Origin of the sequence: Streptomyces sp. NPDC087787 (assembly GCF_044743035.1) — a bacterium.
GTDB lineage: Bacteria > Actinomycetota > Actinomycetes > Streptomycetales > Streptomycetaceae > Streptomyces.
Genome location: NZ_JBIUVQ010000011.1, coordinates 228,254 through 254,637 on the forward strand (window position 1 = coordinate 228,254; position 26,384 = coordinate 254,637).

At 69.2% G+C, this 26,384-nt stretch carries 24 protein-coding genes and 4 pseudogenes; 11 read left to right on the forward strand and 17 right to left on the reverse strand.

Features of this window, described 5'->3' with window-relative positions; all coding sequences use genetic code 11:
• The first annotated feature begins 60 nt into the window (after positions 1-60).
• The gene (locus ACIOWN_RS19545) at positions 61-2,121 is read left to right on the forward strand and encodes a restriction endonuclease (protein ID WP_401982889.1); all 2,061 of its coding nucleotides are present in this window, start codon (positions 61-63) and stop codon (positions 2,119-2,121) included.
• Positions 2,122-2,139: 18 nt separating this feature from the next.
• On the opposite strand, the gene ACIOWN_RS19550 is transcribed toward ACIOWN_RS19545, so the two are convergent.
• The 4 genes from ACIOWN_RS19550 to ACIOWN_RS19565 all read right to left on the reverse strand — a co-directional run bounded on the left by ACIOWN_RS19550 (position 2,140) and on the right by ACIOWN_RS19565 (position 6,235).
• A complete protein-coding gene (locus ACIOWN_RS19550; RefSeq protein WP_362346341.1) occupies positions 2,140-2,475 on the reverse strand; it encodes a hypothetical protein in 336 nt (111 codons plus the stop codon).
• A gap of 363 nt (positions 2,476-2,838) precedes the next feature.
• Positions 2,839-3,981 carry a hypothetical protein gene (locus ACIOWN_RS19555; RefSeq protein WP_362346339.1) on the reverse strand — a complete coding sequence of 381 codons (1,143 nt, stop codon included), beginning with the start codon at positions 3,979-3,981 and terminating at the stop codon, positions 2,839-2,841.
• Positions 3,982-4,321: 340 nt separating this feature from the next.
• Positions 4,322-4,774 (reverse strand): SRPBCC domain-containing protein, encoded by a 453-nt coding sequence (locus tag ACIOWN_RS19560; RefSeq protein WP_362346337.1) that lies wholly within the window; start codon positions 4,772-4,774, stop codon positions 4,322-4,324.
• A 240-nt stretch (positions 4,775-5,014) separates the two neighbouring features.
• Positions 5,015-6,235: an FG-GAP-like repeat-containing protein gene (locus ACIOWN_RS19565; protein WP_401982892.1), complete on the reverse strand. Its 1,221-nt coding sequence runs from the start codon at positions 6,233-6,235 to the stop codon at positions 5,015-5,017.
• A gap of 283 nt (positions 6,236-6,518) precedes the next feature.
• Between ACIOWN_RS19565 and ACIOWN_RS19570 the strand changes: the two are divergent.
• A pseudogene (locus tag ACIOWN_RS19570) lies at positions 6,519-6,701 on the forward strand (TetR family transcriptional regulator C-terminal domain-containing protein); the annotation flags it as partial.
• A 124-nt stretch (positions 6,702-6,825) separates the two neighbouring features.
• Here the strand turns inward: ACIOWN_RS19570 and ACIOWN_RS19575 are convergent.
• The 5 genes and pseudogenes from ACIOWN_RS19575 to ACIOWN_RS19595 all read right to left on the reverse strand — a co-directional run bounded on the left by ACIOWN_RS19575 (position 6,826) and on the right by ACIOWN_RS19595 (position 9,667).
• Positions 6,826-7,297: pseudogene (locus ACIOWN_RS19575) on the reverse strand (DUF5959 family protein).
• Entirely contained in the window at positions 7,294-7,680 is a 387-nt protein-coding gene (locus tag ACIOWN_RS19580; RefSeq protein ID WP_401982894.1) for a MerR family DNA-binding protein, read from the reverse strand. The pseudogene ACIOWN_RS19575 and the gene ACIOWN_RS19580 overlap by 4 nt, the downstream one beginning before the upstream one ends.
• A 106-nt stretch (positions 7,681-7,786) precedes the next feature.
• Positions 7,787-8,206, reverse strand: a complete 420-nt coding sequence (locus ACIOWN_RS19585; protein WP_362346332.1) for a hypothetical protein — start codon at positions 8,204-8,206, stop codon at positions 7,787-7,789.
• 36 nt (positions 8,207-8,242) lie between these two features.
• Positions 8,243-8,858: pseudogene (locus ACIOWN_RS19590) on the reverse strand (hypothetical protein).
• 374 nt (positions 8,859-9,232) lie between these two features.
• Positions 9,233-9,667, reverse strand: coding sequence for a hypothetical protein (locus tag ACIOWN_RS19595; RefSeq protein WP_401982896.1), 435 nt, complete (start codon positions 9,665-9,667; stop codon positions 9,233-9,235).
• 404 nt (positions 9,668-10,071) lie between these two features.
• On the opposite strand from ACIOWN_RS19595, the gene msrA reads away from it, so the two are divergent.
• Complete coding sequence (gene msrA / locus ACIOWN_RS19600; protein WP_362346328.1) at positions 10,072-10,584, forward strand: peptide-methionine (S)-S-oxide reductase MsrA; 513 nt, start codon at positions 10,072-10,074, stop codon at positions 10,582-10,584.
• Between the two features lie 80 nt (positions 10,585-10,664).
• Here the strand turns inward: msrA and ACIOWN_RS19605 are convergent, their stop codons facing one another.
• Complete coding sequence (locus ACIOWN_RS19605; RefSeq protein WP_401982898.1) at positions 10,665-11,618, reverse strand: NADP-dependent oxidoreductase; 954 nt, start codon at positions 11,616-11,618, stop codon at positions 10,665-10,667.
• A 507-nt stretch (positions 11,619-12,125) separates the two neighbouring features.
• Positions 12,126-13,244, reverse strand: a complete 1,119-nt coding sequence (locus tag ACIOWN_RS19610; protein WP_362346324.1) for a hypothetical protein — start codon at positions 13,242-13,244, stop codon at positions 12,126-12,128.
• Positions 13,245-13,374: 130 nt separating this feature from the next.
• On the opposite strand from ACIOWN_RS19610, the gene ACIOWN_RS19615 reads away from it, so the two are divergent.
• Positions 13,375-14,529 carry a cystathionine gamma-synthase gene (locus ACIOWN_RS19615; protein ID WP_401982900.1) on the forward strand — a complete coding sequence of 385 codons (1,155 nt, stop codon included), beginning with the start codon at positions 13,375-13,377 and terminating at the stop codon, positions 14,527-14,529.
• Here the strand turns inward: ACIOWN_RS19615 and ACIOWN_RS19620 are convergent, their stop codons facing one another.
• The 3 genes from ACIOWN_RS19620 to ACIOWN_RS19630 all read right to left on the reverse strand — a co-directional run bounded on the left by ACIOWN_RS19620 (position 14,530) and on the right by ACIOWN_RS19630 (position 16,138).
• Positions 14,530-14,778 carry a hypothetical protein gene (locus ACIOWN_RS19620; RefSeq protein WP_401982902.1) on the reverse strand — a complete coding sequence of 83 codons (249 nt, stop codon included), beginning with the start codon at positions 14,776-14,778 and terminating at the stop codon, positions 14,530-14,532.
• 144 nt (positions 14,779-14,922) lie between these two features.
• Positions 14,923-15,426 (reverse strand): sigma factor-like helix-turn-helix DNA-binding protein, encoded by a 504-nt coding sequence (locus ACIOWN_RS19625; RefSeq protein ID WP_401982904.1) that lies wholly within the window; start codon positions 15,424-15,426, stop codon positions 14,923-14,925.
• Positions 15,427-15,622: 196 nt separating this feature from the next.
• Positions 15,623-16,138 carry a MarR family winged helix-turn-helix transcriptional regulator gene (locus ACIOWN_RS19630; RefSeq protein WP_401982906.1) on the reverse strand — a complete coding sequence of 172 codons (516 nt, stop codon included), beginning with the start codon at positions 16,136-16,138 and terminating at the stop codon, positions 15,623-15,625.
• Between the two features lie 144 nt (positions 16,139-16,282).
• Between ACIOWN_RS19630 and ilvA the strand changes: the two genes are divergently transcribed.
• The 4 genes from ilvA (at position 16,283) to ACIOWN_RS19650 (ending at position 19,838) form a co-directional block, all read left to right on the forward strand.
• The gene (ilvA, locus tag ACIOWN_RS19635; protein WP_401982908.1) at positions 16,283-17,512 is read left to right on the forward strand and encodes a threonine ammonia-lyase; all 1,230 of its coding nucleotides are present in this window, start codon (positions 16,283-16,285) and stop codon (positions 17,510-17,512) included.
• Positions 17,513-17,759: 247 nt separating this feature from the next.
• Entirely contained in the window at positions 17,760-18,779 is a 1,020-nt protein-coding gene (locus ACIOWN_RS19640) for an ATP-binding cassette domain-containing protein (protein WP_362346315.1), read from the forward strand.
• Positions 18,776-18,946 carry a hypothetical protein gene (locus ACIOWN_RS19645; RefSeq protein WP_401982910.1) on the forward strand — a complete coding sequence of 57 codons (171 nt, stop codon included), beginning with the start codon at positions 18,776-18,778 and terminating at the stop codon, positions 18,944-18,946. The genes ACIOWN_RS19640 and ACIOWN_RS19645 overlap by 4 nt, the downstream gene beginning before the upstream one ends.
• A 97-nt stretch (positions 18,947-19,043) precedes the next feature.
• Positions 19,044-19,838 carry an ABC transporter permease gene (locus ACIOWN_RS19650; RefSeq protein ID WP_362346313.1) on the forward strand — a complete coding sequence of 265 codons (795 nt, stop codon included), beginning with the start codon at positions 19,044-19,046 and terminating at the stop codon, positions 19,836-19,838.
• A 269-nt stretch (positions 19,839-20,107) separates the two neighbouring features.
• On the opposite strand, the gene ACIOWN_RS19655 is transcribed toward ACIOWN_RS19650, so the two are convergent.
• Positions 20,108-20,494, reverse strand: coding sequence for a hypothetical protein (locus ACIOWN_RS19655; protein ID WP_362346312.1), 387 nt, complete (start codon positions 20,492-20,494; stop codon positions 20,108-20,110).
• A 171-nt stretch (positions 20,495-20,665) separates the two neighbouring features.
• Positions 20,666-21,916, reverse strand: coding sequence for a tetratricopeptide repeat protein (locus ACIOWN_RS19660; protein ID WP_401982913.1), 1,251 nt, complete (start codon positions 21,914-21,916; stop codon positions 20,666-20,668).
• Between ACIOWN_RS19660 and ACIOWN_RS19665 the strand changes: the two genes are divergently transcribed.
• From ACIOWN_RS19665 to ACIOWN_RS19675, 3 genes and pseudogenes are all read left to right on the forward strand, one after another.
• Positions 21,879-22,730 carry a replication initiator gene (locus ACIOWN_RS19665; protein WP_401982914.1) on the forward strand — a complete coding sequence of 284 codons (852 nt, stop codon included), beginning with the start codon at positions 21,879-21,881 and terminating at the stop codon, positions 22,728-22,730. The two genes, ACIOWN_RS19660 and ACIOWN_RS19665, sit on opposite strands and share 38 nt — an antisense overlap.
• A 293-nt stretch (positions 22,731-23,023) precedes the next feature.
• On the forward strand, positions 23,024-25,099 hold the full coding sequence (locus ACIOWN_RS19670; RefSeq protein WP_401982943.1) for a recombinase family protein: 2,076 nt from the start codon (positions 23,024-23,026) through the stop codon (positions 25,097-25,099).
• Positions 24,994-25,719: pseudogene (locus ACIOWN_RS19675) on the forward strand (ABC transporter permease); the annotation flags it as partial. The gene ACIOWN_RS19670 and the pseudogene ACIOWN_RS19675, both read left to right, overlap by 106 nt.
• Before the next feature lie 104 nt (positions 25,720-25,823).
• Here the strand turns inward: ACIOWN_RS19675 and greA are convergent.
• Positions 25,824-26,321 (reverse strand): transcription elongation factor GreA, encoded by a 498-nt coding sequence (gene greA / locus ACIOWN_RS19680; protein WP_358728708.1) that lies wholly within the window; start codon positions 26,319-26,321, stop codon positions 25,824-25,826.
• Positions 26,322-26,384: the final 63 nt, after the last annotated feature.

Here is a 26,384-nt window from a genome sequence, read left to right on the forward strand (position 1 = left end):
GTCGTCCTTTTACACCTGGTTGTGGGGCAACCAGAGCGCCTCGGGGAGGGCCTGCAGCACATGAGTCGTCGTTCCAATGGCATGGTCGGGGTCTGGGCCGAGACGCAGAGGCAGCAGCAGCGCCAGACGGAGGCCGAGGCCCGGCGGCGGCGACAGGAGGAGCAGCAGGCACGTGCCCGTCAGCGGCGAGCGGCACAGAGCCACCGCGACTACCGGCAGGCGGAGGCCCGGCGCCGTACCGAGGAGCTGGACGCACAGGTGGCGTCCCTGCAAGGTCTTCTCGCCTCGGGATGCCGGGCCCCGGCCTTCAGTGCCTCCTCCCTCACACGCCCCGAGGCGGTCCAGCCCTTCGCCCCGGGCCCACTGGCCCAGCCCGTGCCCATGCCGAACGCCGAGCACTACCAGGCGCAGGGCGGGTGGACCGCCGGTCGCCGGGCGCAGGCGCAGGCCGAGGCCCGTGCGCGCTTCGAGCGGGACTGGCACGCGGCGCAGGCGGCGGAGGCGCGGCGGCAGCAGCAACTGGCGTCGTACCAGCGGGAGTACCAGCGGTGGGCCGACGCGCAACTGGCCGATGTGCGGCGGCACAACGCGGGCATCGCGGAGCTGACCGAGGGAGTAGGCCGCCGCGATCCCGACGCCGTGGTCGAGTACTTCTCCGCAGCTCTGTACGCGTCGACCACGTGGCCGGAGGGTTTTCCCCGGCAGGTGGCGGCGGCCTACGACCCGGCGGCCGGACAGCTCGTGCTGGACTGGGAGATGCCCCCGTACGACGTCGTCCCCGAGGTCAAGTCCGTTCGGTACGTGTCCACGACGGACCAGGACAAGGAGACGCCCCGGCCGGTGACGCAGCGCAGGGCCCTCTACCGGGAGGTCCTGGCGCAGTGCGCGCTGCTCGTCCTGCACGAACTCTTCGCCGCGGACGAGCTGGGCGCCCTCGAATCCGTGACGCTGAACGGGTTCGTGGACGGGCACGACCCCACGACGGGCCGGCCGGGCCACATCTGCCTGGCGACCGTCATGGCCCCGCGCGCCACGTTCCGAGACCTGCACCTGGCGCAGGTGGACGCCTGCAGCTGCCTGGCCGACGCACTGCGCGGGCAGCTCTCGGCCCGCCCCGACCAGCTCACCGCGGTGCGGCCGGGCCGCAGGCCGCAGGAGGTCGGGAACCGCGTCGTCACACACGGCGGCGACGAGGACCCCGACCTGTACGCGATGGACCCGATCGCCTTCGAGAACCTCGTCGCCGAACTCTTCCGGGCCATGGGGATGCAGGCGGTCACCACCCAACGCTCCAACGACGGCGGAGTGGACGTCGACGCGCTGGACCCGGCACCGATCCGCGGCGGCAAGATCGTCGTGCAGGTCAAGCGCTACCGCAACACGGTGCCGCCCACCGCCGTGCGCGACTTGTACGGGACCGTGCAGGACGCGGGCGCCAACAAGGGCGTTCTCGTGACGACGTCGAAGTTCGGCCCCGGCTCGCACACCTTCGCCAACGGCAAGCCGCTGGAACTGATCCCGGGCTCCGAACTCGTCGACCTGCTCCACCGCCACGGGCTGCGCGGGCGCTTGGGCGACGGTGCCCGTCCCTCCGCGGCGCAGCCGACGCCGGCGGCTGCCGACACCCGGCTGCCCGACGACCACAACGTCCTGGGCATGTCGTGGAGCGGTAGCGTCGCCCTGGACGTGTGCGCCCTGGTCTGCCGTGGCAGCCGCGTCCTCAGCGACGACCACCTCGTCTTCTTCAACAACCCGCGGACACCGGACGGCTCGGTAGGCGCCCTGCCCGCCCACGCCCCCGACAAGGCCGCGATCCGCGTCTCCTTCGACGCGTTGCCGGGCGAGGCCGACCGGCTCGTCCTCGTGGCCGCCGTCGACCCGGAGACCAACCCGGACGCCGACCTCTCCGGCTTCACGGACGCGAGCATCCGCCTGCTCGACCCGAAACTGGCCGAGTTGGGACGACTGGAGGTCTCCGACGGCCGGCCCCGCGAAACCGCGCTGGTACTCGGCTCCTTCCGCCGCAGGCCGAACGGCGACTGGGACTTCGTCCTGGGCGGCAAGGGCTACACGGGCGGCCTGGAGGAACTGGTGCGGGACTTCGGCATCGAGGTGGAGTAGACGGGCGACCCCGCGATGTCACTCGGGGGCGAAGGAGAAGCTCCGCCACGGACTTGTCACCCTGGCGACCTGGTCGGACTGTCCGATGTCCAGGTAGTTGCTCTGCCCGCCCGCCGGCACGGTGCAGTCCGGTGCGGTGTACAGGACCAGATCGCTCTGCGTCCGATTCTCGACGTGTGTCACGCCGTCGGGGAACCGATGACATCCGTGGACAGGCGGGTTGGAGAGGGTCTCCACGAGCCGGGCACCGTTCCGCGCCACGACCTGACCGGACGCCTGGTCCTGGCACGCGGTGAGCGCGATGCCGAGCAACGCGATGCCGATGAGCGCGGCCGTCGACCGTGAAGAAGGCATCGAGCCTCCTGAGGTACGGGGAGCTGCGGCGGACGTCGTCCTCCCTTCACTATCCGCCAGACCCGACGGCCCCGCACGGTGAGGAAACCGTCGCGGTGCGTGGACCGGACCGAGCGCTCGGTGACGGCGACCGCCGCATCCCCCGGACCACCGGCCGCACGGGGCTGTGAACGCGGCTTGATGATCCATGTCAAGCCGTGTTCACAGACCTTTCGACGGCGGTCCTCCAGCGGAATGGCACCGGAAGCCGCTCGCCGGCCTGCGGCTCCTGGAGGGCCGGCTTTCTGTGTCACGGCCCATACGCACAGGCCGCGATACGGGTTCCACGGGGCCAGGGTCCGGGAGACGGGGGCGCGCCCTCCCTCACGCCCCGCGCCTGTCTCCCGCCTCCGAATCCCTGTCCGCCACCTCGGCCTCGATGACCCAGCTGCCGCGGGCCTGCACCTGGTAGACGCCGGGCCCCGGCAGGCGGAACGGCAGGTCGGCGTCACCCTTGCCGCGGGCCGCCTCGGCCCACTCGGCAAGGTCGTCGTCCAGGGCCAGCAGCCGTACGTCGCCGCGCCCGCGGTGCCGCAGCACGGCCGGGCCGCCCGGGCCCGCGTACCGTACGAGGTCACCACCGCGCCCGTGGATTCGCTCGGTGAACTTTGGTACGGCGTCGACGGGTTCGGCCCACGCCTCCCAGTCGGCCCGGGCCGCGCCCCGGAACTCCACCAGGAACCGAGCTACTTCGCGGTTGCCCGAGCGCCGCAGCGGCACCCGGGCGTGCACCGGCTCGAAGCCGTCGCCCAGCGTGTAGCCCTTGCGCTGGTTGCCGCGCAGCAGGACGACGGTCGGCTGCTCGGCGCTGTCGCTCCGTACCACCAGCACGGCGGCCCGCCCCACGGCCGGCAGCTGCACCCGCGCGGACCCAGGACCCTGCCCGTACGCCCGCGCACCCGCCTCAGGATGGGCGGCGGCCCGCACGGGCCCTGGCTGCCGGAGCGCGGCCCCGGACCCCACCCGCCGGGGAACGGGAAGTCTCTCTCCTCCCCCGCCGCGCCGCTCCTCCAGCCGCGCCCCGCACGCCGCGCACACCGCGACATTACGGGTGGCCCCGTCCGCCGGCGCCCAGGGCAGCTCGCGCACGGCCCGCCCGTGCCGGGCGTCGAAGAAGCACAGCGGCAGCCGACGGGGCAGCGGCAGCCCCGCCCGCCGGGCGTCGAGACAGGCCAGCGCGTGCCACCCGTCGTCCAGCGCCCGCAGCACGTCGAGGGTGTCCTCCCGGTCCCGGTCCCCGACGAAGGCCCGCTTGGCCTCCTCGTACGCGTCCAGGGCCCGCCCCAGGTCGGCACGCATCGCGTCGGTGGCCCCCGGCTCCCCCGGCGAGAAGTCGTGCTCGTCGAGCGCGACCCCGAACGCGGTGATCCGCGCCTCCACCTCGGCGAGCTCCTCCTCCGTCCGTCGCCGCGCCGCCCGTCCGAACCATCCCCCGAGCCGCGCCCAGGAGCGCCAGTCCTCGGCCATGCGACCACCCCCTTTGGGGTGATCGTAAGCCGGGGCGAGATCGGGAAACTCCCCATCCCAGCGGCGGGCGGCTGCACCCCGAGCGCGGACGGATCGCCGCACTCACCTGTTTGCGGCTCCGGCCGCTGGCGCCCGCAGGAGTCTGTCGACGCGGCTTGGTGATCCACGTCAAGCCGTGTTCGTGACCCTTTTTTCGCTCGGCTTGGTGGATCCACCTCAGCAGCACTACCCGTCGTGGTGACGGACCAGATCGAGCTGCTCAGCTGGTCGGTCGGCGGGCAGGACCGGGCGTGTCTGCCCGCCGCGTGGTCCGGGGCCCACTGTGAGCTGTGAGGGGGGTTCAGTCCCTCGCTCCATCGGCCAGGAAGGCGCTCAGACTGTCGAGGAGCATGGCGCTGCCCTGGGCGGCCATGTCGCGTTCCTCGGCGGTGTCGCAGGTCTGGCGGAGCACGATCTGCGTGTGGTGGTCGTCCTGCTCGTCGAGTTCCATGGTCATGGCCGCGGGCGCGGGCTTGCCAGGTACGTCCATGCCGACCACCAGGAGGCGGTTCTCGACGACCTCGAGATAGGAGCCGGTCAGTGGGAACTGTCCGCCGTCGGGCGTGACCATCACGGCCTTCCACGCTCCACCCGGCCGTACGTCCATCTCGACGGAGCCGGCAGCGGCGTAAGCCCAGTGGGCATACTGCTCGGGGGTGGTCCACGCCTGCCACACCCTCACTGCGGGGGCGTCCAGCGCTCGAGTCAGCTCGTAGGAGAAGCCGCCGGCCGGGGTGGTCTGCTCGGTGCTCATCTTTTCGTCTCCTGGTCTCAGGTTGCTCGGGACTGTTGCACCTGTAGACACCCGCGGGAGCGGAGATTCATCGGTCTGCTGGAACTTCTTGCACGGCAGCCATACTGGTGCGGCACGAACCCGGCGAAGGAGCGGCGAGGCGCAGGCCAGGTCTCTGCGCCAAGAGCTCTCCACCACCCCCGGACCCGTTCGAGGAGCTCGGGCTTGATCCACGTCGTCCGGTCCCGCTGCCGGCCCGGCCTAGCAGAAGCCGTTGAGCTCCCACCAATCGCCGTCGGTCCGCTGGCCGGACGTCAGGGTGCCCGTGTCCCGTCCCCGGTAGGTGATCAGCCAGCCCGGGTGGCCGGCGTAGCCGTCGATCACGTACTTCGTGTTGGTCACGGCGGCGAGATCGGGACGCCCGTCGCCGGAGAAGTCGCCGACCGATATCAGGTTTGCCATGGCCTTCCAGCCCTTTGAGCCGATGAGCTTGCGCTTGCCGAGCTTGCCCTTGGACGTGCCGGGGTAGAGCCACAGCTTCCCGGTGGACGCCTCGCGTGCGTAGAGGTCGGGACGGCCGTCGCCGGTCACGTCGCCCATGGCGACGAGCGCGTTCATCTTGTTCCAGCCGCTGGAGCCGATGAGCTTGCGCTTGCCGAGCTTGCCCTTCGACGTGCCCGGGTAGAGCCACAGCTTGCCCGTGGCCTTCTCGACCGCGATCAGGTCGGAGCGGCGGTCACCGGTCAGGTCGCCGAAGGCGGTGATGTGGGTCATGGACTTCCAGCCCGAACTGATGAGCTTGCGCTTGCCGAGGGAGCCGGTACCGGTGCCGGGGTAGAGCCACAGCTTGCCGGTGGACGCCTCGCGTGCGATGAGGTCCTCACGGCCGTCACCGTTGAAGTCGCCGTGGCGGGTGAGGGCGTTCATCTTGTTCCAGCCGCTGGAGCCGATGAGCTTGCCCTTGCCGTTGCCCGGAGTGAACCAGAGCCGTCCGGCCTTGTCGCGGACGATCATGTCGGCCCTGCGGTCGCCGTTCATGTCCCCGAAGCCCAGCGCCTTCGGAGAGGTCTCGGAATACCAGCGCGGGTAGGCGGGCGAGGAGCACTCGCGCTTGGTGCGGACGAACTTGATCGAGCTGGTGGTCGCGTCCGGGCCCCAGGCCCACTCGCCGGCCTTGTTCGGCCTCTGGGCCCAGTAGCCGCCCCCCGGCTCGTAGTTCTTGTCCTCGTAGAGGCAGGCGATCTTCTTCGTACGGTTGGTGTACGTGTGGATCTTGTTGTCCCAGCTGCCCAGGGATGCGACGTTCTTGTTCGTCTTCCACATCGAGCCGCTGGGGCTCTTGCCCTTCCAACCGCAGAAGTAGCCCGCCGGGCAGCTGTTCGAACTCGCGGCCGCCGGAGCGGCGTTCACGGCGGCCAGACCGGCGCCGGTGAGTACGAGGCCGACGAGTGTCGCCATGCCCCGGTTGAAACGGTTCTGCATGTGCGGTGTTCCCCTCCCATTGACGCGCACCGGCACCTTGTCCCCACAACAAGCCGGGATTTCCGCGAAGTTGCTGTGGATCCCCGGCGGCTGTCCGACGCAAGCCAACTGATCGTAAAGTACGTTGAGCCCCTTCGTCGGGAGACGGTCACTGGACCGGCGCGGGCGGCTGGGACCCGTTGAGGTCAGCGCCCGTCAGCCGACCGAGTCCATGAAGCCCAGCATCCGGCGGTTGACCTCGTCCGCGTGGTCGATCTGCGGTCCGTGACCGGTGTTCGGCGGGCTCCTCCGGCAGGCGCGAGGGGCCGATCTCACCGGGCCCGGAACCGACGCGAGAGACGAAGCGGTCAGCCTGCTCGCCATGTCAGCCGGACTCGGCACCAGCATCCTGGTCGGCCAGCGCAGCCCGGAGTCCGCAGCCGCGGTCCTGAACCGTCACCTGGACCGGATCTTCCAGGTCGGTTGACGGGGTTCGCCGACGTGGCGGGTGCGGCAAGGGCGAAAGTGCTTCAGGGCCATGGCGTCGAGGTGGAACAAGCGGGCCTGAATCCGGATGCTGCCGGCACACTGACGGGGCCAAGCGGTGCTGTTCAGCCTTGGTGGGTTGGACGCCATTCGTAGGTCATGGGGGCTGTTTCCATGACCTCGCTGGGCCAGGTGCGCCGGACCTGCTCCAGTCGGTCGTGGTGCTCGTCCATCCAGTTCTCCTGCGGCCGGATCCACAGCATTGCGCTGAGACGATCGGGGTCGTGAGTCGTCACGGCCAGGGAGCGGTCCTGGTGCATGTGGAGAACGAGACTCAGCCCGCGATCCCCGGCCGACGCTCGCGTCCGTTCCAGGGGCGAGGCCGGTCAGCTCCTGCTGCCAGGCGTCGAGATCCCGCGGGGAGAGGGAGAGCTCCAGCCGGGCATCGACGAAGTCGGCGTGCGCCAGGACCTGAGCCCGGAGAACGTCGTGGCCGGTCAACACACCGGGCTTGAAGCGACCAGTGACGCGGACGATGCGGCGGACGCCATCCACGTCGTCCAAGTGGATCAGATCCACCGCGCCTGGTTCGGTCACCGCAGGCCCCGCTCTCTCGTGTTGGTCTGGCGTGCATCCTGTCTCACCCCGGTTCGAGCCGATCCCGCGGCCCGGGTTTCTCGGGCGGGTCGGCCGGACGCCCGCAGAGGGGCAAGCTCGGCGATACGGGTGTCGATGACCTGAATCTTCTTCTCGAAGAGCGCGGACAGCGCCACCGAGGTGTCCGGTGCCTCTCGCAGTTCCTCGCCGGTGCGTGCGATCACCGACAGGGAGAATCCGAGCGCCTGCGCGGTGCGGATGTACTGCAGCCAGGCCACCGTCTCGGGCGGAAAGTCGCGATAGCCGTTGGGTAGACGCCGGTCTTCGACAAGGCCGACCTTCTCGTAAGATTCGCCCCCGCGGGCCACATCGACCACCAGCAAAAGATGTTACGACGAATCACGCGAGCCCTTTCGGTGGCGGCCCTCCGGAGGGACGGCGCTGAAATTCGCTCGTCAGTCGGCGACTGCTGGAGGTCAACTTTCCGCGTCACGGCGCATAGTAGGCGGCGTACAGAGCTGAGTACGTTTCGACGGAGAAGTCCTCGAAGTCGCCGGCGGCTTCGCATTGGACCAGTCGTCGGAGTGCCGCAGCCGCTTCGGGCAGACGCAGGCCCGGCAGGTACGCCTTGGTCCGGGCCAGTCCGCTTCCACACAACAGCTGAACATCGATCGAGCAGTCGGCATCCATACTGGCGGACTTCGCCTGCCAGATCAGCAGTACGTCGTCGAGAGAGCCGGCGTTGAACAGCTGTACGCAGGACAACTTCATCAGCTCCGTGTCTCCGTGCCCCTGGGCTTCCTGCTCCAGTCGGACCTGGAACCTGAGCAGGCCTCGTACCTCGTCGAGACTCACGCCGACAGGGTGCAGACCGTAGCGGCGCAGACTCTCGTCTTCATCCATCGCCATGCTTTCTCCGTGACCGCGGACGCAGATCGTTCTGGATCACGCCATGTCCGGCGGGGTGGCGTCCTTCGGTGACGCTTCAGAGCCGTCGGCAGGGCTTTGGTCCGTCACGCGTGTCCAGAGAGACACGTCACTGCTGGTCGCGACGGCGATGGTCTGCCCGGAGGGCGAGAAGCCGGCTGCTCGGAGTTCGGAGTAGTCGGAGTGGAAGATGTGCCACCACTGCTCGCCGTGCGGTCCGAGGTGGGGCAGCCCGCCGTCGCCGGAGAGCAGGACACGCTCGTGGGGCCAGGCAGGGATGACGACTTCCAGAGTCCAGCCGTCTGCGGTGGTGGTGTGAAGTCCTCCCCCGAAGAGTCCGGCAATGTGCACCCGGCTTCCGGCGATGGGGCCCAGCCCGGGGCACGACAGATCGGCCACCGCGTCAGGAGTGCTGTCCTCGGGGTCGGGGTCGGGGATCCCGGGCGATCTTCACTCCCGTGACGGCGTGGAAGAGGCCGTGGCCGTCGTGTGAGACGACCATCACCAAGTCGTGGCCGGTGTCGGGATGCGAGGCGAAGCCGATTCCGAGGAGTCCGCCGACGGGGACGTATGCGATGCGCTGCCAGGGCTCGGGCGCCGGTACCACAGGGGCCGCGAGGAGCCTTCTCCGCATCGCCTGTTGGTATGCGGAAAGCTCCGGCTCGCGGTCTGACTGCTCGACCAGAGCTTCTCTCTTCGTCCACTTCGCCACGTATCCATGATCCGCCCTTCGGCGGGCTCACCCAAGGGAGTTGATGCAGTCCAGGTTCAGGCGCACAACCTTTTCCGATGTGGTGCCCGGACAGTGATCACCGTGCAGGCCGGGGACGGGATCGACAGGAACGCCAACGAGGTCCGCCTCGTCGGCCCCCGTCAACGGTGGTCAGGAAAAGCCTCGTGGAAAGGCCGGCGTGGGGCACGTATCGCGGGCCATCGCACTGACCGGAGAGTGGCGTTGATGGGCAGTGCTTCGGCCTCAGTCACAAAGCATGGTGTCGTGAAGTCTCGTCACGGACGGTCAGTTCCTCCGGCTGTTGGCGCTCCGCCTTGGACGGCTGATCTGTAGATGGCCCGGATCGGATCGATCTTCACAAGCAAGCCCTTCGAGGCAAGTCGGCGAAGAACTCGCCGTGCTTCTTTCTCCGCGGCCCGCTGGTCGGCCGGCTCATGCCCGGAGTCGCGCAGTGTGGTCACGGCTCGCTGTGTGTCCCAGGTACCGCCCAGGGCCTTGACCGCCTTGGCAACGACATCTTCGTGTCCCTTTGGTGCATCGGTCATCGGTACCCCTCCCCTGGGGTCCTCAGCCTGCCATGCCCAGAGCGCCTCGGCCACGGTAAGCGTCTGTGAACGCGCCTTGGTGATCCATGCCAGGCGGTCCCGCTTCCAAGCTGCGGGGAAGCGGCCGTCGCGGACCGTGGGCAGGCCGATCTCCGGGCGTGACACCTGGTAGACGGTTATCGCGTGTTCCTAGTGAGCCGCACGGATCCTGCGTTGTGGTTCATCCATGGCGTACAGCGTGGAGTCGGCCGGTTCAGGTGGCTACCGATCTTCAACCGTCGCTCGCCGCGACGGAGGGCACCGGTGGCACCGTGCGGACAGCCGGTGCCACGGCTTTTCAGTACCTACGGCAGATGCCCGTCGGGCAAGACGCCCTCCAGCTCGTCCCGAACGGGTCATCCAGTTTGATGAGGTCACCGGCGCGGGGGTGGCCGGCGACCGCAGGGCGGGTTGGGCGGGCAAGGAATCGCTTCGCGGCCTCGTGCGTTGAGGTCGACGGGTATGGGATGCCGGCGGTGTGCGAGCCGAGCAGCCCGAGCGACCGAGGTGACAGACATTGGAGGGCCGTAATGGCTGCGCAGACGCAGAGGGCAGTGCTGGCCGGCGGATGCTTCTGGGGCATGGAGGAGCTGATCCGCCGGCTCCCGGGCGTGACGGCGACCCGGGTCGGATACACGGGGGGTGACGTGCCGAACGCGACGTACCGTAACCACGGCACGCACGCGGAGGCCATTGAGATCCTCTTCGATCCCGCGAAGACCGATTACCGCGCGATCCTGGAGTTCTTCTTCCAGATCCACGACCCGAGCACCAGGAACCGCCAGGGCAACGACATCGGCCTCAGCTACCGCTCGGCGATCTACTACGTGGACGACGAGCAGAAGCGGATCGCCGAGGACACGATCGCGGATGTGGACGCCTCCGGACTGTGGCCCGGCAAGGTCGTCACCGAGGTGGAGCCGGTCGGCCCCTTCTGGGAGGCCGAGCCCGAGCACCAGGACTACCTGCAGCGTTACCCGGACGGCTACACCTGCCACTTCCCGCGCCCGGGATGGCGGCTGCCCGCCCGAGCGGAGGGCTGACCCCGAGGCTGCTCGGCGGAAGGCGGAGGCCGACCGGCAGAGGCTCCGCGGCGGGCCCGACCGTCGTCGGCCCCGGCCGACTACCCGTCCGCTACGTGGATGACGACCTTGCCACGCCGGTGCTCCCTGTCGAGCGCCTCGTACGCGGCGCGGGTTCGTGCGAGGGGAACGACCCGGTCGATCTGCGGGCGCAGCCGTCCGCTCGTGATCAACTCGCTGATGGAGTCGAGCCCGTCACGGTCCGGCTCGACGACGAAGAACACTCCGTGCGCAGCAGGGCCTCGGGCCGCCCCGGGGTCGGGGGGCGTCACGATGCTGACGAGGACGCCGCCCGGGCGCAGAACGGTCCAGGACCGGTTCTGGGTGTCGCCGCCGACCGTGTCGAATACGACGTCCACGTCGGCCACGTGGTCGTCGAACCGGCCGCCTGCGTAGTCGACGACGTTCCGGGCACCGAGGCCCGCGACGAATCCGGTGTCGCGGGCCGAGGCGGTCGCGGTGACCCGTGCGCCCAGCGCGGCGGCGATCTGTACGGCGAACGAGCCGACGCCTCCGGCGCCGCCGTGGACGAGTACATGCTGGCCGGACTCCAGGTGAGCCTGGCCGACCAGTCCTTGCCACGCCGTGAGCGCCGGCAGCGGGACGGCCGCCGCGCTGCGGTGGTCCAGTCCGGCCGGCTTGGCGGCGAGGATTCCGGCCGGTACGGCGACGTACTCGGCGGCGGCTCCGTCACGCAGGAACGGGATGAGTCCGTACACCTCGGCACCCAGGACCGGAGCCGTGACACCGGCCCCGTGCTCGACCACGACACCGGACACCTCGTGCGCGGGAATGACGGGTGTCCGTTCTCGCCCCGATCCGTCGAAGCTGTCGGTCCAGGTGGCGTCCCAGGCAAGCTCTCCCGCGGTGATGGAGGCGGCCCGTACCGCGACGACGACGTCGCCGGGCCCGGGCCGGGGACGCGGCGCGGTCTCGTAGACCAGTTGTTCGGGGCCTCCGCGCCGGTGAGCGCGTACCGCGCGCATCGTGTCCATGAGGCGATCACCTCCTGATGATGGGCGGTGCCGTGCCGAAGGCCACGCCGTCACCACCAGCCTCACAGGTACGACCGAGGCCAGGCATCGCCCATTCAAGGGATCTCTGCTGCCGCGCCGTGCCGATCGGCACCACACGGCCGGCCCGGTCGGCGGGAGCGCCCCCGGTTCATTCGCCGGCCGGGTCCGTTCGACTCGAACGCGTCGGACCGTCGCGGACACGGCACGCGGCCGTGTCCGCCGGCGGGCGCGGTGCTCACTCTGGTTCAGTGGTGATGCGCCCGTGGCCCGAGGCTGTGAGGACCTTCTGGGATGGCCGGTCGGGTCCGGGGCGGGCCCGTCCGTCACAACGGGCCCGTCGCTTCCGCCGGTCCCGTGTGCGCGGGCGGCGGCATCAAGGACAACGATCCCGCTGCCGTCGTCATTCCGGCGATTCCGGCGGGCGTAGCGGCTTCCGCCCCGGCGGGGCAGGCGGTTGGGCCCGTCCGGGTGCGCGGCCGGGGCCTGTCAGTGGTGCAGCGTCGCCGGGCTGCCGCCGTTGGCCTCGTAGCCCGCCACGGCCAGCGCACGGTAGACGGCGAACTCCGCCGCCGGGTCCTCGGACAGGGTCCACGGCACCGCGCCCACATGGCCGTCGACGTATATGAGCTGGCTCATCGCCTCCGCCCAGCGCTCGGAGCGGACCAGGAAGAAGAGCAGCAGATGGCGGACGTGGGCGAGCATCGGGTCGTCGGGCCGGGCCGCGTGCACCGCGAAGAGCGCGCCGTGGACCGCCTTGGTCACGACCTCGCTCTCGTAGAAGCCCCTGACCAGGTTGACCTCGGGCAGGTGCTCGAAGACCGCGAACAGCGGCATGGCCGCCAGCAGCGAACCCCGGGGCGCACGGGCCGCGGCGGCCTCCGCGAAGGAGTACGCCAGCTCACGCGAGCCGTGCCACTTCTCGCACCAGTAGTGCAGGGCCGCGAGATGCGCCCCCGTGTGGGCCGGCGCGCGGTCGAGGATCTTCAGCCACAGCTTCTCGAACTCCGGGTGCGAGTACGCCAGGCCCCGCGCCACGGACAGCTCGACGATGCAGGGCACCGGGTCGCCCGGGGCCAGCAGCGCCGCCTGCCCGCACGCCTCCCGGGCCTCCTCCATGATGATCCGGAACTCGTTCGTGCCCGGCGTGGCCGTACGCCACGCCTGCTGCACGAGGAACTCGGCATACACCGCCGCGCAGCCCGGATCCTTGGGCGCCTCGGCCCGCCACACCCGCAGCCACTGCGCGCCGGGCGTCTCGCTGACCCCGCCCGGCCGCTGCTGGAGCTCCACCGAGGCCGCCCCGGCGAAGGCCTGCACGCGCTGCCAGCGCAGCTCGCCCTCCTTCTCCGTGCCCGCGAGGAGCTGGGAGGCGGCGCGGTAGTCCTGGGTGCGCTGCACCAGCTCCAGGACGTCCAGCAGGTCCTGGTCCGGTCCGGGCATGCGGACGTCGAGTTCCTCCTGCCGGACGAATCCGTAGTTCGCCGGGTCCGCGGCGTCCGGATGCCCCGGCGGAACCTGCCCGATGCCGGCACGGCTGCGCCTGAGGAACGGGACCAGCACGAAGCCCAGTATGGCCAGCGCCATCACGACCCAGAGAATCTCCATGCGACAAGCGAACCAGACGGTGCCGACACTTGGCCAACCTGTGCCGCGAGCCTGTGGGAAACCCTGCCCGCTGTGCCGCCCGGGACCCGCGGTCCCGCACCACCCCCACAAGCGCACTACCCTCGGGCCCATGAGCGACAGGCACATCAGTGAGCACTTCGAGACGCTCGCGATTCACGCGGGCAACACGGCCGACCCCCGGACCGGGGCGGTCGTCCCGCCGATCTACCAGGTCTCGACCTACAAGCAGGACGGCGTGGGCGGTCTGCGCGACGGCTACGAGTACAGCCGCAGCGCCAACCCGACCAGGACCGCCCTGGAGGAGAACCTCGCCGCCCTGGAGGGCGGCCGTCGCGGACTCGCGTTCGCGTCCGGACTGGCGGCCGAGGACTGCCTGTTGCGCACGCTGCTCAGCCCCGGCGACCACGTCGTGATCCCCAACGACGCCTACGGCGGCACGTTCCGCCTCTTCGCCAAGGTCGTCTCCCGGTGGGGTGTGGAGTGGTCGGTCGCGGACACCGCGGACCCGGCCGCGGTACGTGCCGCCATCACACCGAAGACCAAGGCCGTGTGGGTGGAGACCCCCTCCAACCCGCTGCTCGGCATCACCGACATCGCCGCGGTCGCCCAGGTCGCCCGGGACGCGGGCGCGCGGCTCGTCGTCGACAACACCTTCGCGACGCCCTACCTTCAGCAGCCGCTCGCGCTCGGCGCTGACGTGGTCGTGCACTCGCTGACCAAGTACATGGGCGGTCACTCGGACGTCGTCGGGGGCGCGCTGATCACCGGCGACGCCGCGCTGGGCGAGGAACTGGCGTTCCACCAGAACGCGATGGGCGCCGTCGCCGGCCCCTTCGACTCCTGGCTGGTGCTGCGCGGCACCAAGACGCTCGCGGTGCGCATGGACCGGCACAGCGAGAACGCGACGAAGGTCGCCGACATGCTGTCCCGGCACGCGCGCGTGAGCCAGGTCCTCTACCCGGGGCTGCCGGAGCACCCCGGTCACGAGGTGGCCGCCAAGCAGATGAAGGCGTTCGGCGGCATGATCTCCTTCCGGGTCGAGGGCGGCGAGGAGGCGGCCGTCGAGGTCTGCAACCGCGCCAAGGTGTTCACGCTCGGCGAGTCACTGGGCGGTGTCGAGTCGCTGATCGAGCACCCCGGGCGCATGACGCACGCGTCCGTGGTGGGCTCCGCCCTCGAGGTGCCCGGCGACCTGGTACGCCTGTCCGTGGGCATCGAGAACGTCGACGACCTGCTCGAGGACCTGAAGCAGGCCCTCGGCTAGTCACCAGCCGGTCACGGGTGGAGTCGTCTGCGACGGCGGTTCCACCCAGGGGCGGGCCGTCAGCGCCCACACCGTGAAGGCCACGGCCGCCGCGGCCAGCACCAGCCACATCATCCGGCGGACGGCCGTGCGGCGGCGCAGCATCCGCCCCCCGCGCCGTACGGCGTCCTCGTACAGCTCCGGGGGCACCTGCGGCGGTCGCTGTTCCAGGATCCGCCGTACGGCCGCCTCCCGTTCGGACCGGTTCACGGCCGCCACCGGCCACAGGAGCCGCGCAGGCCACATGGCCCGCGCAGAACAGCGGTAGCCGGTGACGGCCGGCCTCCGCCCCGGCCGTCCCGGTTCCCGCCACGGAAGCCGGCTCCCCGCGATCCACTCATGAGCGCGATCCATTCATGAGGCCGCCGCCCCGGCCCCGCCGACCGCCGGCGCCCGGCGCACCGGAGCGCGGGTGAGCGTCGTGCTCGCGCGGTCGCAGAGGACGCGGACCCGGTCCGCGGGCAGGCCCAGCAGGGCCGCCGCCTGTTCCTCGGCCAGTCCCTCGTACAGCCTGAGGACGATGACCAGGCGTTCCTGGGCCGTGAGCGCGGCCAGGACGCCGGGCGGCCTGCGGCGGTCGCGGCCCGGACCGCCGCGGTGGTGCCACGCCTCGCGGGCGAAGCGCGCGGCCAGATGCCGGCGGGCGTGGTCGTACGGGTCCTCGCCGCGCAGCCGGTCCCACCACGCGTACGTGTGCGCCAGGGCGAGGGTCAGCAGGCGCCGCGCGCGCGGGTTGGCGCCGGGGGCCTCGGCGGTGAGCAGTGTGGCGGAGTGCAGCAGCCGCCCGGCCGCGCCCGCGACGAACGCCTCGAACTCCCGGGCCCGGCGAGCGCCCCGGGCCGCCTGCCGCTCTCGCACCGCGCCTCCCCCCAAGGGCGACCGTGACCGCGGGACCCGTTCTCGCACGGCCTCCTGGCCCGGGCACGACGGCCAGGCACGACGGCCGGGCAGGACGGACCGGGCACGAGGAGGGCCCGGTCTCATATGAGGGCAGGGACGGCCCGTCGGTCAAGAGCCGCGTTCGCATCCCGCTGACCGCGCCCGGCCGGCGACTTCAGGACGCCGAGGGGGAGTCCGTCTGCGGTATGCCCTGGCGGGCGGCGAGGGCGTCGTTGAAGCGGGTCAGCAGTGAGCAGAAGGTCTCGCGTTCCGCCGGTTCCCAGTCGTGGGTCAGCTCGGCCATCAGCTGCCGTCTGGACGAGCGGACCTCCTCCAGCCGCGACAGCCCGCGCGGGGAGAGCTGGAGCACCACGGCCCGCCCGTCCTCGGGGTGCGAGGTGCGCTTGACGAGGCCGGTGTCGACGAGCGGCGCCACCTGACGGGTGACGGTGGAGGAGTCGATTCCCATGCTCGCCGCGAGCGCCTTGACACCCATCGGGCCCTCTTTGTCGAGGCGGTTGAGCAGCAGGTACGCGGCGCGGTCCATGGAGTTGCGCACCTGTCCGACGCCGCCGAGGCGGGTCTGCTCGGCCCGGCGGGCGAACACCGCCACCTCGTGCTGGAGGGTGTCGAGGAGACCGCTGTCACCGACGGTCGTCCCGTCCGTCGACGTGTCGGGGGTTGTGGGCATGGCCGGGGGCTCGCTTCTGGAGAGCTGCTGGGTTGGGGGACAGGTTACGCGGACTGGTGGCAAGTCGTACCGGCACTGCGCGATCCGGGTCTCGGAGGATGGTCACAACGGCGTCCGCGGCCTGTGAACTGCGAGACTTGGGGCATGAGCTACAGCACGGCAGGCTCCCCCTGGCCCGTCACCCTGGACGACGTGCGCGGCGCGCAGAAGATGCTCTCCGGGGTGGCACGGGTGACCGCGATGGAGGGCAGCAGGCACCTGTCCGGCCTGGTGGGCGCGCCGGTGCTCCTGAAGTGCGAGAACCTTCAGCGGACGGGTTCGTTCAAGCTGCGCGGCGCCTACGTCAGGATCGCGGGACTGCTGCCCGAGGAGCGCGCCGCCGGGGTGGTGGCGGCGAGCGCCGGCAACCACGCGCAGGGCGTCGCTCTGGCGTCGTCGCTGCTCGGAGTGCACTCGACGGTGTTCATGCCGAAGGGCGCCCCGCTGCCGAAGATCAGCGCCACGCGGGACTACGGCGCCGAGGTGCGGCTGCACGGCCAGGTGGTCGACGAGACCCTGGCCGCCGCCCAGGAGTACGCGGACCGGACGGGCGCGGTGTTCATCCACCCGTTCGACCATCCGGACATCATCGCGGGCCAGGGCACGGTGGGCCTGGAGATCCTGGAGCAGTGCCCTCAGGTGGGCACGATCGTCGTCGGAATCGGCGGCGGCGGGCTCGCGGCCGGTATCGCGGTGGCGGTGAAGTCGCTGCGGCCGGACGTGCGGATCGTCGGGGTGCAGGCGGCGGGCTCGGCGGCGTATCCGCCCTCGCTCGCGGCGGGCCGTCCGGTGACTGTCGGCACTCCGGTGACGATGGCCGACGGCATCAGGGTGGGGTGTCCGGGCGACGTGCCGTTCGGGATCCTGCGCGAACTGCTGGACGAGGTGCGCACGGTCACCGAGGACGAGCTGTCCGCCGCGCTGCTGCTGTGCCTGGAGCGGGCGAAACTGGTGGTCGAGCCGGCCGGGGCGAGCCCGGTCGCGGCGCTGCTGGGCCGTTCGGGCCCCCTGTCCGGTCCGGTGGTGGCGGTGCTGTCCGGCGGGAACGTCGATCCGGTGCTGCTCCAGCGGGTACTGCGGTATGGCATGGCCGCTCAGGGCCGCTACCTGGCGGTCCGGCTGCGGCTGACCGACCGGCCGGGCGCGCTCGCCACGCTGCTGGGGGTGCTGTCGGCGGTCGACGCCAACGTCCTCGACGTCAGCCACGTCCGGACCGACCCACGGCTCGGACTCGCGGAGGCGGAGGTGGAGCTGCACCTGGAGACGAAGGGGCCGGCGCACTGCGCCGAGGTCGGCCGGTCCCTGCGGGAGTCCGGCTACACGGTCATCGACTGAGCCCGCCCTCCGCCGGGCGGTCGGGCGGCGGACGGGCGGAACACGGAGGTCACCAGCACCTTCCTCACTCGTTCGAGAAATTCCATTGAGCAGACGCGATACATCGCGTTATGGTGTGTCGTGTTCGCGAACGGGCGGCGCGGTCTGCGTGGACGCGGCCCGGACGTGGCGCGGACGAAAATTCCCGGCGGAACAACACCTGTCTCTCTAGGCTTTTCCGACCATCCCCGACGACGTGGAGACTCATATGCCAGGCGCCATCTACGCCGAAGGTCTGGTGAAGACCTTCGGTGACGTAAGGGCTCTGGACGGCGTCGACCTCGATGTCCCCGAGGGCACGGTGCTGGGACTGCTCGGGCCCAACGGCGCGGGCAAGACCACCACCGTCCGCTGTCTGACCACGCTGCTGCGACCCGACAGCGGCAAGGCCGTCGTCGCGGGCCTCGATGTGCTCAAACATCCCAACGAGGTGCGGCGCTCGATCGGACTGTCCGGCCAGTTCGCCGCGGTCGACGAGTATCTGACCGGCCGCGAGAACCTCGAGATGGTCGGCCGGCTGTACCAGATGAGGGGCGCGGCGGCGAAGACCAGGGCGGGGGAGCTGCTGGAGCAGTTCAACCTCGCCGACGCCGCGGACCGGCCCGCCAAGACCTACTCCGGAGGCATGCGCCGCCGACTCGACCTGGCGGCGGCGCTCGTCGTCTCCCCGCCGGTGATGTTCATGGACGAGCCGACGACCGGCCTCGACCCGCGCAACCGGCAGCAGCTGTGGGAGGTCATCAAGCAGCTGGTCTCCGGCGGTACGACCCTGCTGCTCACCACGCAGTACCTGGAAGAGGCCGACCACCTGGCGCACGAGATAGCGGTGGTCGACCACGGCCGGGTCATCGCCCTCGGCACCTCCGACCAGCTCAAGGCCCGCACCGGCGGCGAGCGCGTCGAGGTCGTGGTGCACGAGCGCGAGCACATCCCCACCGCCGCCGAGGTGCTGCGCGGCTTCGGCAAGGGCGACACCAGCGTCGAGGAGCACACCCGCAAGATCACCACGCCCGTCACCGGCGGCGCGAAGCTGCTCGCCGAGATCATCCGGGAGCTGGACATACGCGGCATCGAGATCGACGACATCGGTCTGCGCCGTCCGACCCTCGACGACGTGTTCCTGTCCCTGACCGGCCATGTGGCCGAGGCCAAGGACGAGAGCGGCACGAGCGGCGCCCGGGGCGCCGACGCCAGGGACCGCCGGAACAAGAAGGAGACCGCCAAGTGAGTGCCGCCCCCGACAGCGCGCGGATCGCGCCGCCCGGCAACGTACTGACCCAGTCCGTACGTGACTCGATGGTCGTCGCCAAGCGCAACCTGATCCGCATGACCCGGATCCTGTTCGCTCGTATCAGTCAGGATTCATCTCGCCGCGCATCCGAGACTTGGACGTGAGTGGGCTGGAGGTCGGCGGCAGGGGGCTCCGTCACCCCGCGCTTGATGGTGGAGGTGCCCGGCCCAATGCCTGGAAGGAGCAGACGAAGTGAGTGGCATGAGTGATTCCCTGGTCATCGCCCGCCGGAATATGATCCGCATGACCCGGATTCCCGAGATGCTTATTTTTGGGCTGATCCAGCCGATTATGTTCGTGGTTCTGTTCAGCTATGTGTTCGGCGGCTCGATCAACGTCCCGGGTGCGGGCCTTAGCCCCGCCGGATACCGCGAGTTCCTGATGGCGGGCATTTTCGCGCAGACCGTCACGTTCGCCACCGCCGGAGCCGGCGCGGGGATCGCTGACGACATGCACAAGGGCCTCATCGACCGGTTCCGCTCGCTGCCCATGGCCCGTGGCGCGGTCCTCACCGGCCGCACCCTCGCCGACCTGGTGCAGACGGCCCTGACCCTGGTGGTCCTCGCGGTCGTCGCCGTCCTGGTCGGCTGGCGCACGCACGAGAACTTCGGCAAGGTACTGGTCGGATTCGGCCTGCTGCTCCTGCTGGGCTACGCGTTCTCGTGGATCGGTGCGCTGATCGGCCTGTCCGTACGCACCCCCGAGGCGGCTACCTCCGGCGGCCTGATCTGGCTGTTCCCGCTGACATTCATCTCGAACGCGTTCGTGCCGTCGGAGAACATGCCCTCGTTCTTGCAGACCATCGCGAACTGGAATCCGTTCAGCGCCACCGTGCAGGCATGCCGCCAGCTCTTTGGCAATCTCCCGGCGGGATATCCGGTGCCGGACGCCTGGCCCATGCAGCACCCGGTGTGGGCATCGTTGCTGTGGTCCGTGCTGATTGTCGTGGTGTTCCGAACGCTGGCGGTACGCAAGTACCGCCGGGCAGCCGGTTGAGCGCGCTTCTTCGCCGCGCTCCGTGCGTGACTGTCGACTAGGTGCAACACCACGAAAGTACGAAGGCCCGCCGTATGGCGACGAGCCAGAATCGTGTTCGTCGGTACCCACGCTGGGTTACACCCAGCCCAAACAGGCCGCCGAGCAGCCCAAACAGGACTCATTTCCACACTGTCTCATGGCGCAGGGTGGCCGGTTATTCGTTTTGCCCAGCACACGAATAAGGGGCTCACCGGAGTGATTCCGGCGAGCCCCTTATTGTGCAGGTGCTAGCAGAAGACCCTGTACCCTGTGCTGCCTTGCCAGATCACTTTCCCCTTGTACAACGCGGCGGCCCAGGTGGTGTAGTTGCCGCATGCGGGTCGTGGGGCAGATGCCTTCACCGTGCCGGCATCGAACTTCTTGCAGGCGGACGCGATGGTGACGTCGGGGCCGTATGGGTGCTGCGCGTTCAAGTAGACGCAGAGTTGCGTGTCCACGGGGTTTGGGCCGAACAGAGTTGCTTCGGCGTAGACCTTGCCCCCGGACTCATACGGGGCCTTGGCCTGAGCGATGTCCAATGCAGTGGCCTGAGCCGAGAACGCGCTGCCCATAACCAGGATAGCCGCCGCGACTCCCACTCCCGCGAACTTCGTTCGTCCCTTGATCGGGATCAACTCCTTTATCGCTGGCCGCCGCTCGACAGAGCATTGGCGAGCCGTTTCGTGTCGTTGCCTCACACCGTGCGGGTGTTCGATCGCACACCACGCTGACGGGCGACACGGGAGCCACACAGGGTTGTTTTCAGCACGACTTTGACTAGTTTTTGTATCTCTTTTGGGCCACCCTTAGAATGGGTGCTCGGGTCGGACAGTGCCTTGCTTGATAGTCATGACCCGGTCGTGGAAATCGCGTGTGGCGGCTTCGCGCGGGTACCTGGCGCGTAGTTCCTTGTCCAGTTCGTCAGCGACTAAAAGCAGGGACGGGAGGGATTTGCGGTCGGCTTCGAGGGCTGCGGTGCCCATGCCGATGGCTTCTTCGATTTCGCCGGTGCGGGCGGCGGCGACTCCGAGGGTGAGACGGGCCTCTGCGGCGCGCATGGGGGAGATTTCTGTTCCGTCGGGGCCGGTGCTGATGCGGATCACTGACCGGGCGTGGGTGGCGGCGCGCTCGTCGTCTCCGAGGAGACGGTAGGCGTCCATCTCGTAGAAGTCCCACTTGTCCGGGTCGATGATGAAGTGGTGTTCGGGGTGGTCCGGGCTTGGTAGCCGGTCCAGGCGCGCGCGTCCGGCGTCCAGGGAATCACGGACCAGGCGGGCGTCTCCCACGCGGGCGGCGGCGCGTGCCTTGTGCGCGTATAGCTGCACGCCGACGGAATGTGTCTGGTCGGAGGCGTGTCCTGCTTCGACGGCGTCGAGCATGTCTTGCCAACGGCTCTGGGTGAGGGCGAACCACGCCTCGATCTCCCATGCCCATGCCTTGATCTCGCCGTGGCCGGCTTCTTCGCCGATGCGGAGTGCGGCGGCCTTGCTGAGGTTGGCGGCCTCGCGCTGGCCGCGGTCGTACTGGACGCATGCGTTCAGCAGGAACAGCCATCCGGCATCGACGAGTAGTTCGCGGTGCTGGCGGAGGGTCATCCGGCCTTCGAGCTGCTTGGTGACGTAGTGCAGGTCGTTTCGGGTGCGCTCGTGCAGGTAGTCGGCATCGGCGTACGGGTAGGCGCGGGCGAGTTGATCAATACCCTGCTCGATGGACTCCAGGGCGGCGCTGTTGATGCTCGACAACTCCGTGCGGCGGAGCAATTCCGCGACATCCCACAGGCCTGCCCCACCCTGGGCGATCAAGGTGCTCGGGTCGTCCGGCCGTGACGGAGTCGTACTCTGGGCCAGCTCCCACGGGCGTGGGGCCAGTCCTGCGAGATGGCCGGGGATGCGTAGCGCGTCCACTACTTCGAGGATCTTGTAGTACTGGGTGATCCGTGGACGTACGCCCTTGCCGTCGGTCTCCGGCCGGGCCATCTTGCCGATGTGCTCGCGCTTGTAGCCGGTGGCTTCGGCGATCTTGGCGAAGCACGTGCTGTGGTACGCGCACGCCTCCAAGCTGTGGGACCGCTTCGTCATCGACGTCCGGCGTCGCCTCGCCTCCGCCGTCGGCCTCGTACAGACCCACTTCGCCAAACACGCCCGGCTGTCCTTCGCCCGCGTCGCTGAGTACCAGAAGCGAGCAGCCGTCCACGTGCACGCCGTCGTCCGCCTCGACGGCCCCAACGGACCCCACGAGGCACCCCCGGCCTGGGGCACTGCCGAACTGCTCACCGGCGCCGTAAGCGCCTCCGCCCGGCGGGTCCTGGTCCGCGCGCCCTACAGCCCGGCCGTGGGCGAGCTGGTCTTGCGCTGGGGCGCCCAGGTCGACGCCCGGCCGCTACGCGCCGACGGCGACGGACCCGACGATGACGCCGTGGCCGCGTATGTGGCCAAGTACGTGACCAAGGGAGCGAGCGAGACAGGCGCCGGCGTCGACCACGCGCTTTCGACCTGGGGAGACATCGAGTCGGCCCCCGTGAGCGGGCACGTCCGCACCCTCATGCGCACGTGCTGGCACCTGGGCAGCCTGGCCGAGTATGCGCCCCTCCGGCTCCGGGACTGGGCTCATACCCTCGGCTACCGAGGCCACATCCTCACCAAATCCCGCGCCTACTCCACCACCTACGCGGCCTTGCGCGCCGACCGCGCTGCACACCAAAGAAACAGCGCAGAGCCGCAAGACGGAACAGCCGCGGAAGCCACCTGGCGTTACGTCGGCTCCGGCTACACCCCTGGCGCTGCCCAACTCGCCGCCGGAATCGCGGAAGATCTCGCCCTAAACCGTGAGTTCGCCCGCGAAGCGATGAGCGATCAGAGGTGGGGAGAATGAGCTGCCCGAAGAAGAGGAGGAAGCCGCAGCCCGGCGAAGTCATTTCTCGTTGGCGCGCCGTTGAGTGGGGAGAACGCGAAGAGCAGCGACTCGCCGACCTCTTGTTTGGCCGCTTGTCCAACAACCTTGAGATCGGCGGAAGTTATCGAAGCTTGCCTGACGAGTAGCAGTGGGACGGCTATCCTGATGGGACATCACATGGAGGTCCCAGGGGGTTGCCGCCCCCTGGGACCAGGCCAGTCATGGACCGGCCTGCCAGTCACGGAGGGACTGACATGGGGAAGGGTACCGTCATGCGCGGTCGTCGGACCGCTCGGGGCGTGATTCGGGTGGCCATCTACCTTCGCGTATCGACCGCGAAGCAGGTCGAGGGATACGGCCTCGACGCTCAGGAAAAGCAGTGCAAGGCATGGCTGGACTATAAGGTCGGGCCTGGAAAGTACAAGGTTCACAAAATTTATGTCGACGGTGGGGAGTCGGGAAAGAAGGACTCTCGACCTGATCTCGACGAGATGACCGAGGCCATTGAAAAGGGCCTCATTGACCTCGTCGTTTTCGGCAAGCTGGACCGCATCGGACGGACCATGGAGGACATCCACCTTTGGGTGTTCAACGTCACCAAGCATCACAAGATCAGGGTTGCTACGGCGGATGGTCGTCTGGACAGTGACGACGAACTGTTCGGCATCATGCTCAGCCTGCTGTCGTACATGGCGGAGCTGGAACACACCCTGATCCTTGAGCGAACCATGGGCGGCCGTGATCAGAAGTTGGCTGCTGGCGGTTGGCCTCTTGGCCAGCCCCCGTACGGCGTGACCCTCAACGGTAAGGGAAGCAAGGCCATTCCCGCCCTCTGCGAGGACGAGGTGCGTGTGATCAATCTTGCCGCGAATCTGATCGTGGACCTCGGCTACACGCGTGTCGAGGCTGCCGAGCATCTGAACACCCTTGGTATCCGCACCCGTAAGGGCCTGCCGTGGCCCGGTGCGAACCTGGCTAAGCGACTTAACTCCACAGCTCTTGACGGATACGTGGAGTTCCGCATTGAGCGCACCACTGAGGATGACGAGGAGGAGACCTTTGAGGTCTTTCGGATCGAGGTCCCTCGACCGATTAATGATCCGAAGCGGGTGGATGCTCTTCGGAAGGCTCTCAACCGGCGGTCGTTCAAGAAGAAGGATCTCAATCACTATCTGTTCACCGGTCGTCTGCACGCATTGTGCGGCGGCTACTACACGGGTGGAAGGTCTGCCGAATCTCCCATCGGCTACTACCGGTGCATGGGAAAGCGGCTCGGGCTGAAGTGCGACTGCGCGGAACTTCCTGCACCCGACGTTGAAAGGGCCGTCTGGGCTGAGATTGAGGCTCTGCTCTCGGACGTGGACAAGTTCAGGGACCTCGCCGCCAAGTGGTTGGGGGCGATCCCGGCGCGCGCTGAGACGTATCGGGAGCGCCTCGCCGAGTTGGACGCGCAGATTGAGAAGAAGAAGGCGAGTCGCAAGGGGCAGCTCCTTCATAAGCTCACCCAGCTCATTGAGGACGAGTTGGATGAGGGCGCCGGAGACGGCATCGACGAGGACACGGTCCGGGAGGTGCAACAAGCTCTCCAGGCGAAGGAAGACGAACTGACGGCCGAGCGTGACCGCGTGGCTCGCTGGCTCCGAGAAGCCGAAGATCAGCAGCAGCGGGCGGATGAGATCGTTGCCCTGGTGGAGGAGCAGGCGACCGAGATGGACTCCTTCACCCCCGTGCAGCGTCGGGACCTGCTTGAGCTGCTGGACATCCGTGTACAGGTGCTCGGCAAGGGACAGCCGCGCCGGAAGGGGATCGCCGACCCCCTCACGGAGTGGCACAGAGAGACAGGCACGTTGGTGCCGCTTCAGATCAGCGATGAGGAATGGGAGACGGCTGACGCCGTGCTTCCTGAATCTCGCCAGAACTGGACACCCAAGCGGGAGGTGTTCGAAGCGATCTTGTGGAAGCTGCGGACTGCTGCCCGGTGGAGTGAGGTGCAGGTCTCAGGTAACTCCTGGAGCGCCGTGAGGCGGCGCGCGGAAGCCTGGCGCGGTTCGGGTTCCTGGCAGGCTGCCATGGAGGCGCTCAAAAGCTCTAGAGGGGTTCCTGTGCCGCCGCTCATGGTGCTGCCGCCCATGGAGGTCACCGGCAGCATTGATCCGAAGTTCGCGGCGCTGGAGCTGGAGAACCTGAAGACCTGCGGGAGTGACGGGGACTGCTGCAACCAGAACCACACCCGCGCACAGTTGGGCTCATCCAGCCGATCATGTTCGTGGTGCTGTTCACCTACGTGTTCGGCGGCTCCATGCAGATCCAGGGCACGACCGATCCCAGCGTCTACAAGAACTTCCTGATGGCGGGCATCTTCGCGCAGACCGTCACCTTCGCCACCGCCAGCTCCGGCGCCGGCATCGCCGACGACATGCACAAGGGCCTGATCGACCGGTTCCGCTCGCTGCCCATGGCGCGCGGCGCGGTGCTCACCGGGCGCACCTTCGCCGACCTGGTGCAGACGGCGCTGACCCTGTTCGTCCTCGCCGCCGTCGCCCTGCTCGTCGGCTGGCGCGTCGGATCGGACGGCGACACGAACGTCGGCCGGGTGCTGGCCGCCTTCGGCCTGCTGCTCCTGCTCGGTTACGCCTTCACCTGGATCGGCGCCCTGATCGGCCTGTCGGTCCGCACGCCCGAGGCGGCCACCTCCGGCGGTCTGATCTGGCTCTTCCCGGTGACGTTCGTCTCCAGCGCGTTCGTGGACTCCGGCAAGATGACGCCGTGGCTGCGGCATGTCGCGGAGTGGAACCCTTTCAGCGCCACCGTCCAGGCCTGCCGTGTGCTCTTCGCCAACCCCGGCCAGTCCACGTCCACCGCCTGGCCGATGCAGCACCCGGTCTGGGCCTCGCTGATCTACTCGGCTCTGATCATCCTCGTCTTCCGCACCCTGGCGGTGCGCAAGTACCGCTCGGCCACGGCCTGAGCACGAGCGACGGCGAAGCCGGGGCCAGTGGTGGCCCGGACATGACGAAGCCCCCGGTGCTCACGCGGAGCGCCGGAGGCTTCGCCGGAAGCCGGTGCGGGGACTCAGCCGCTGTACGGCTCGGCCTTGAGGATCTTGACCGAGGCGACCTTGCCGTTCGGCAGTTCGTACTCCGCGTCCTCACCGACCTTGTGGCCGAGCACGCCGGAGCCCAGCGGGGACTGCGGCGAGTACGTCTCGATCTCGGCGCTCGCGTACTCCCGCGAGGCCAGCAGGAAGGTCAGGGTGTCGTCCTCGTCGCCGTCGAAGGCGATCGTGACGACCATGCCCGGCGCGACCGCGCCGTCCGCGGCCGGCGGCTCGCCGACCTGGGCGGTCTCGAGGAGCTGGGTCAGCTGGCGCACACGGAGCTCCTGCTTGCCCTGCTCCTCCTTGGCCGCGTGGTACCCGCCGTTCTCGCGCAGGTCGCCCTCCTCGCGCGCGGCCGCGATCTTGGCGGCGATCTCCGTGCGCGCAGGACCAGTAAGGTACGCAAGCTCGTCCTTGAGCTTGTTGTACGCCTCCTGGGTCAGCCAGGTGACGTTCTCGCTGGTCTGGGTCACAGGTGCTCCTCGTCGGTGCTGGGAATACAAAGCATCGCCCTACCCAGAAGAATGTTCCCTCAT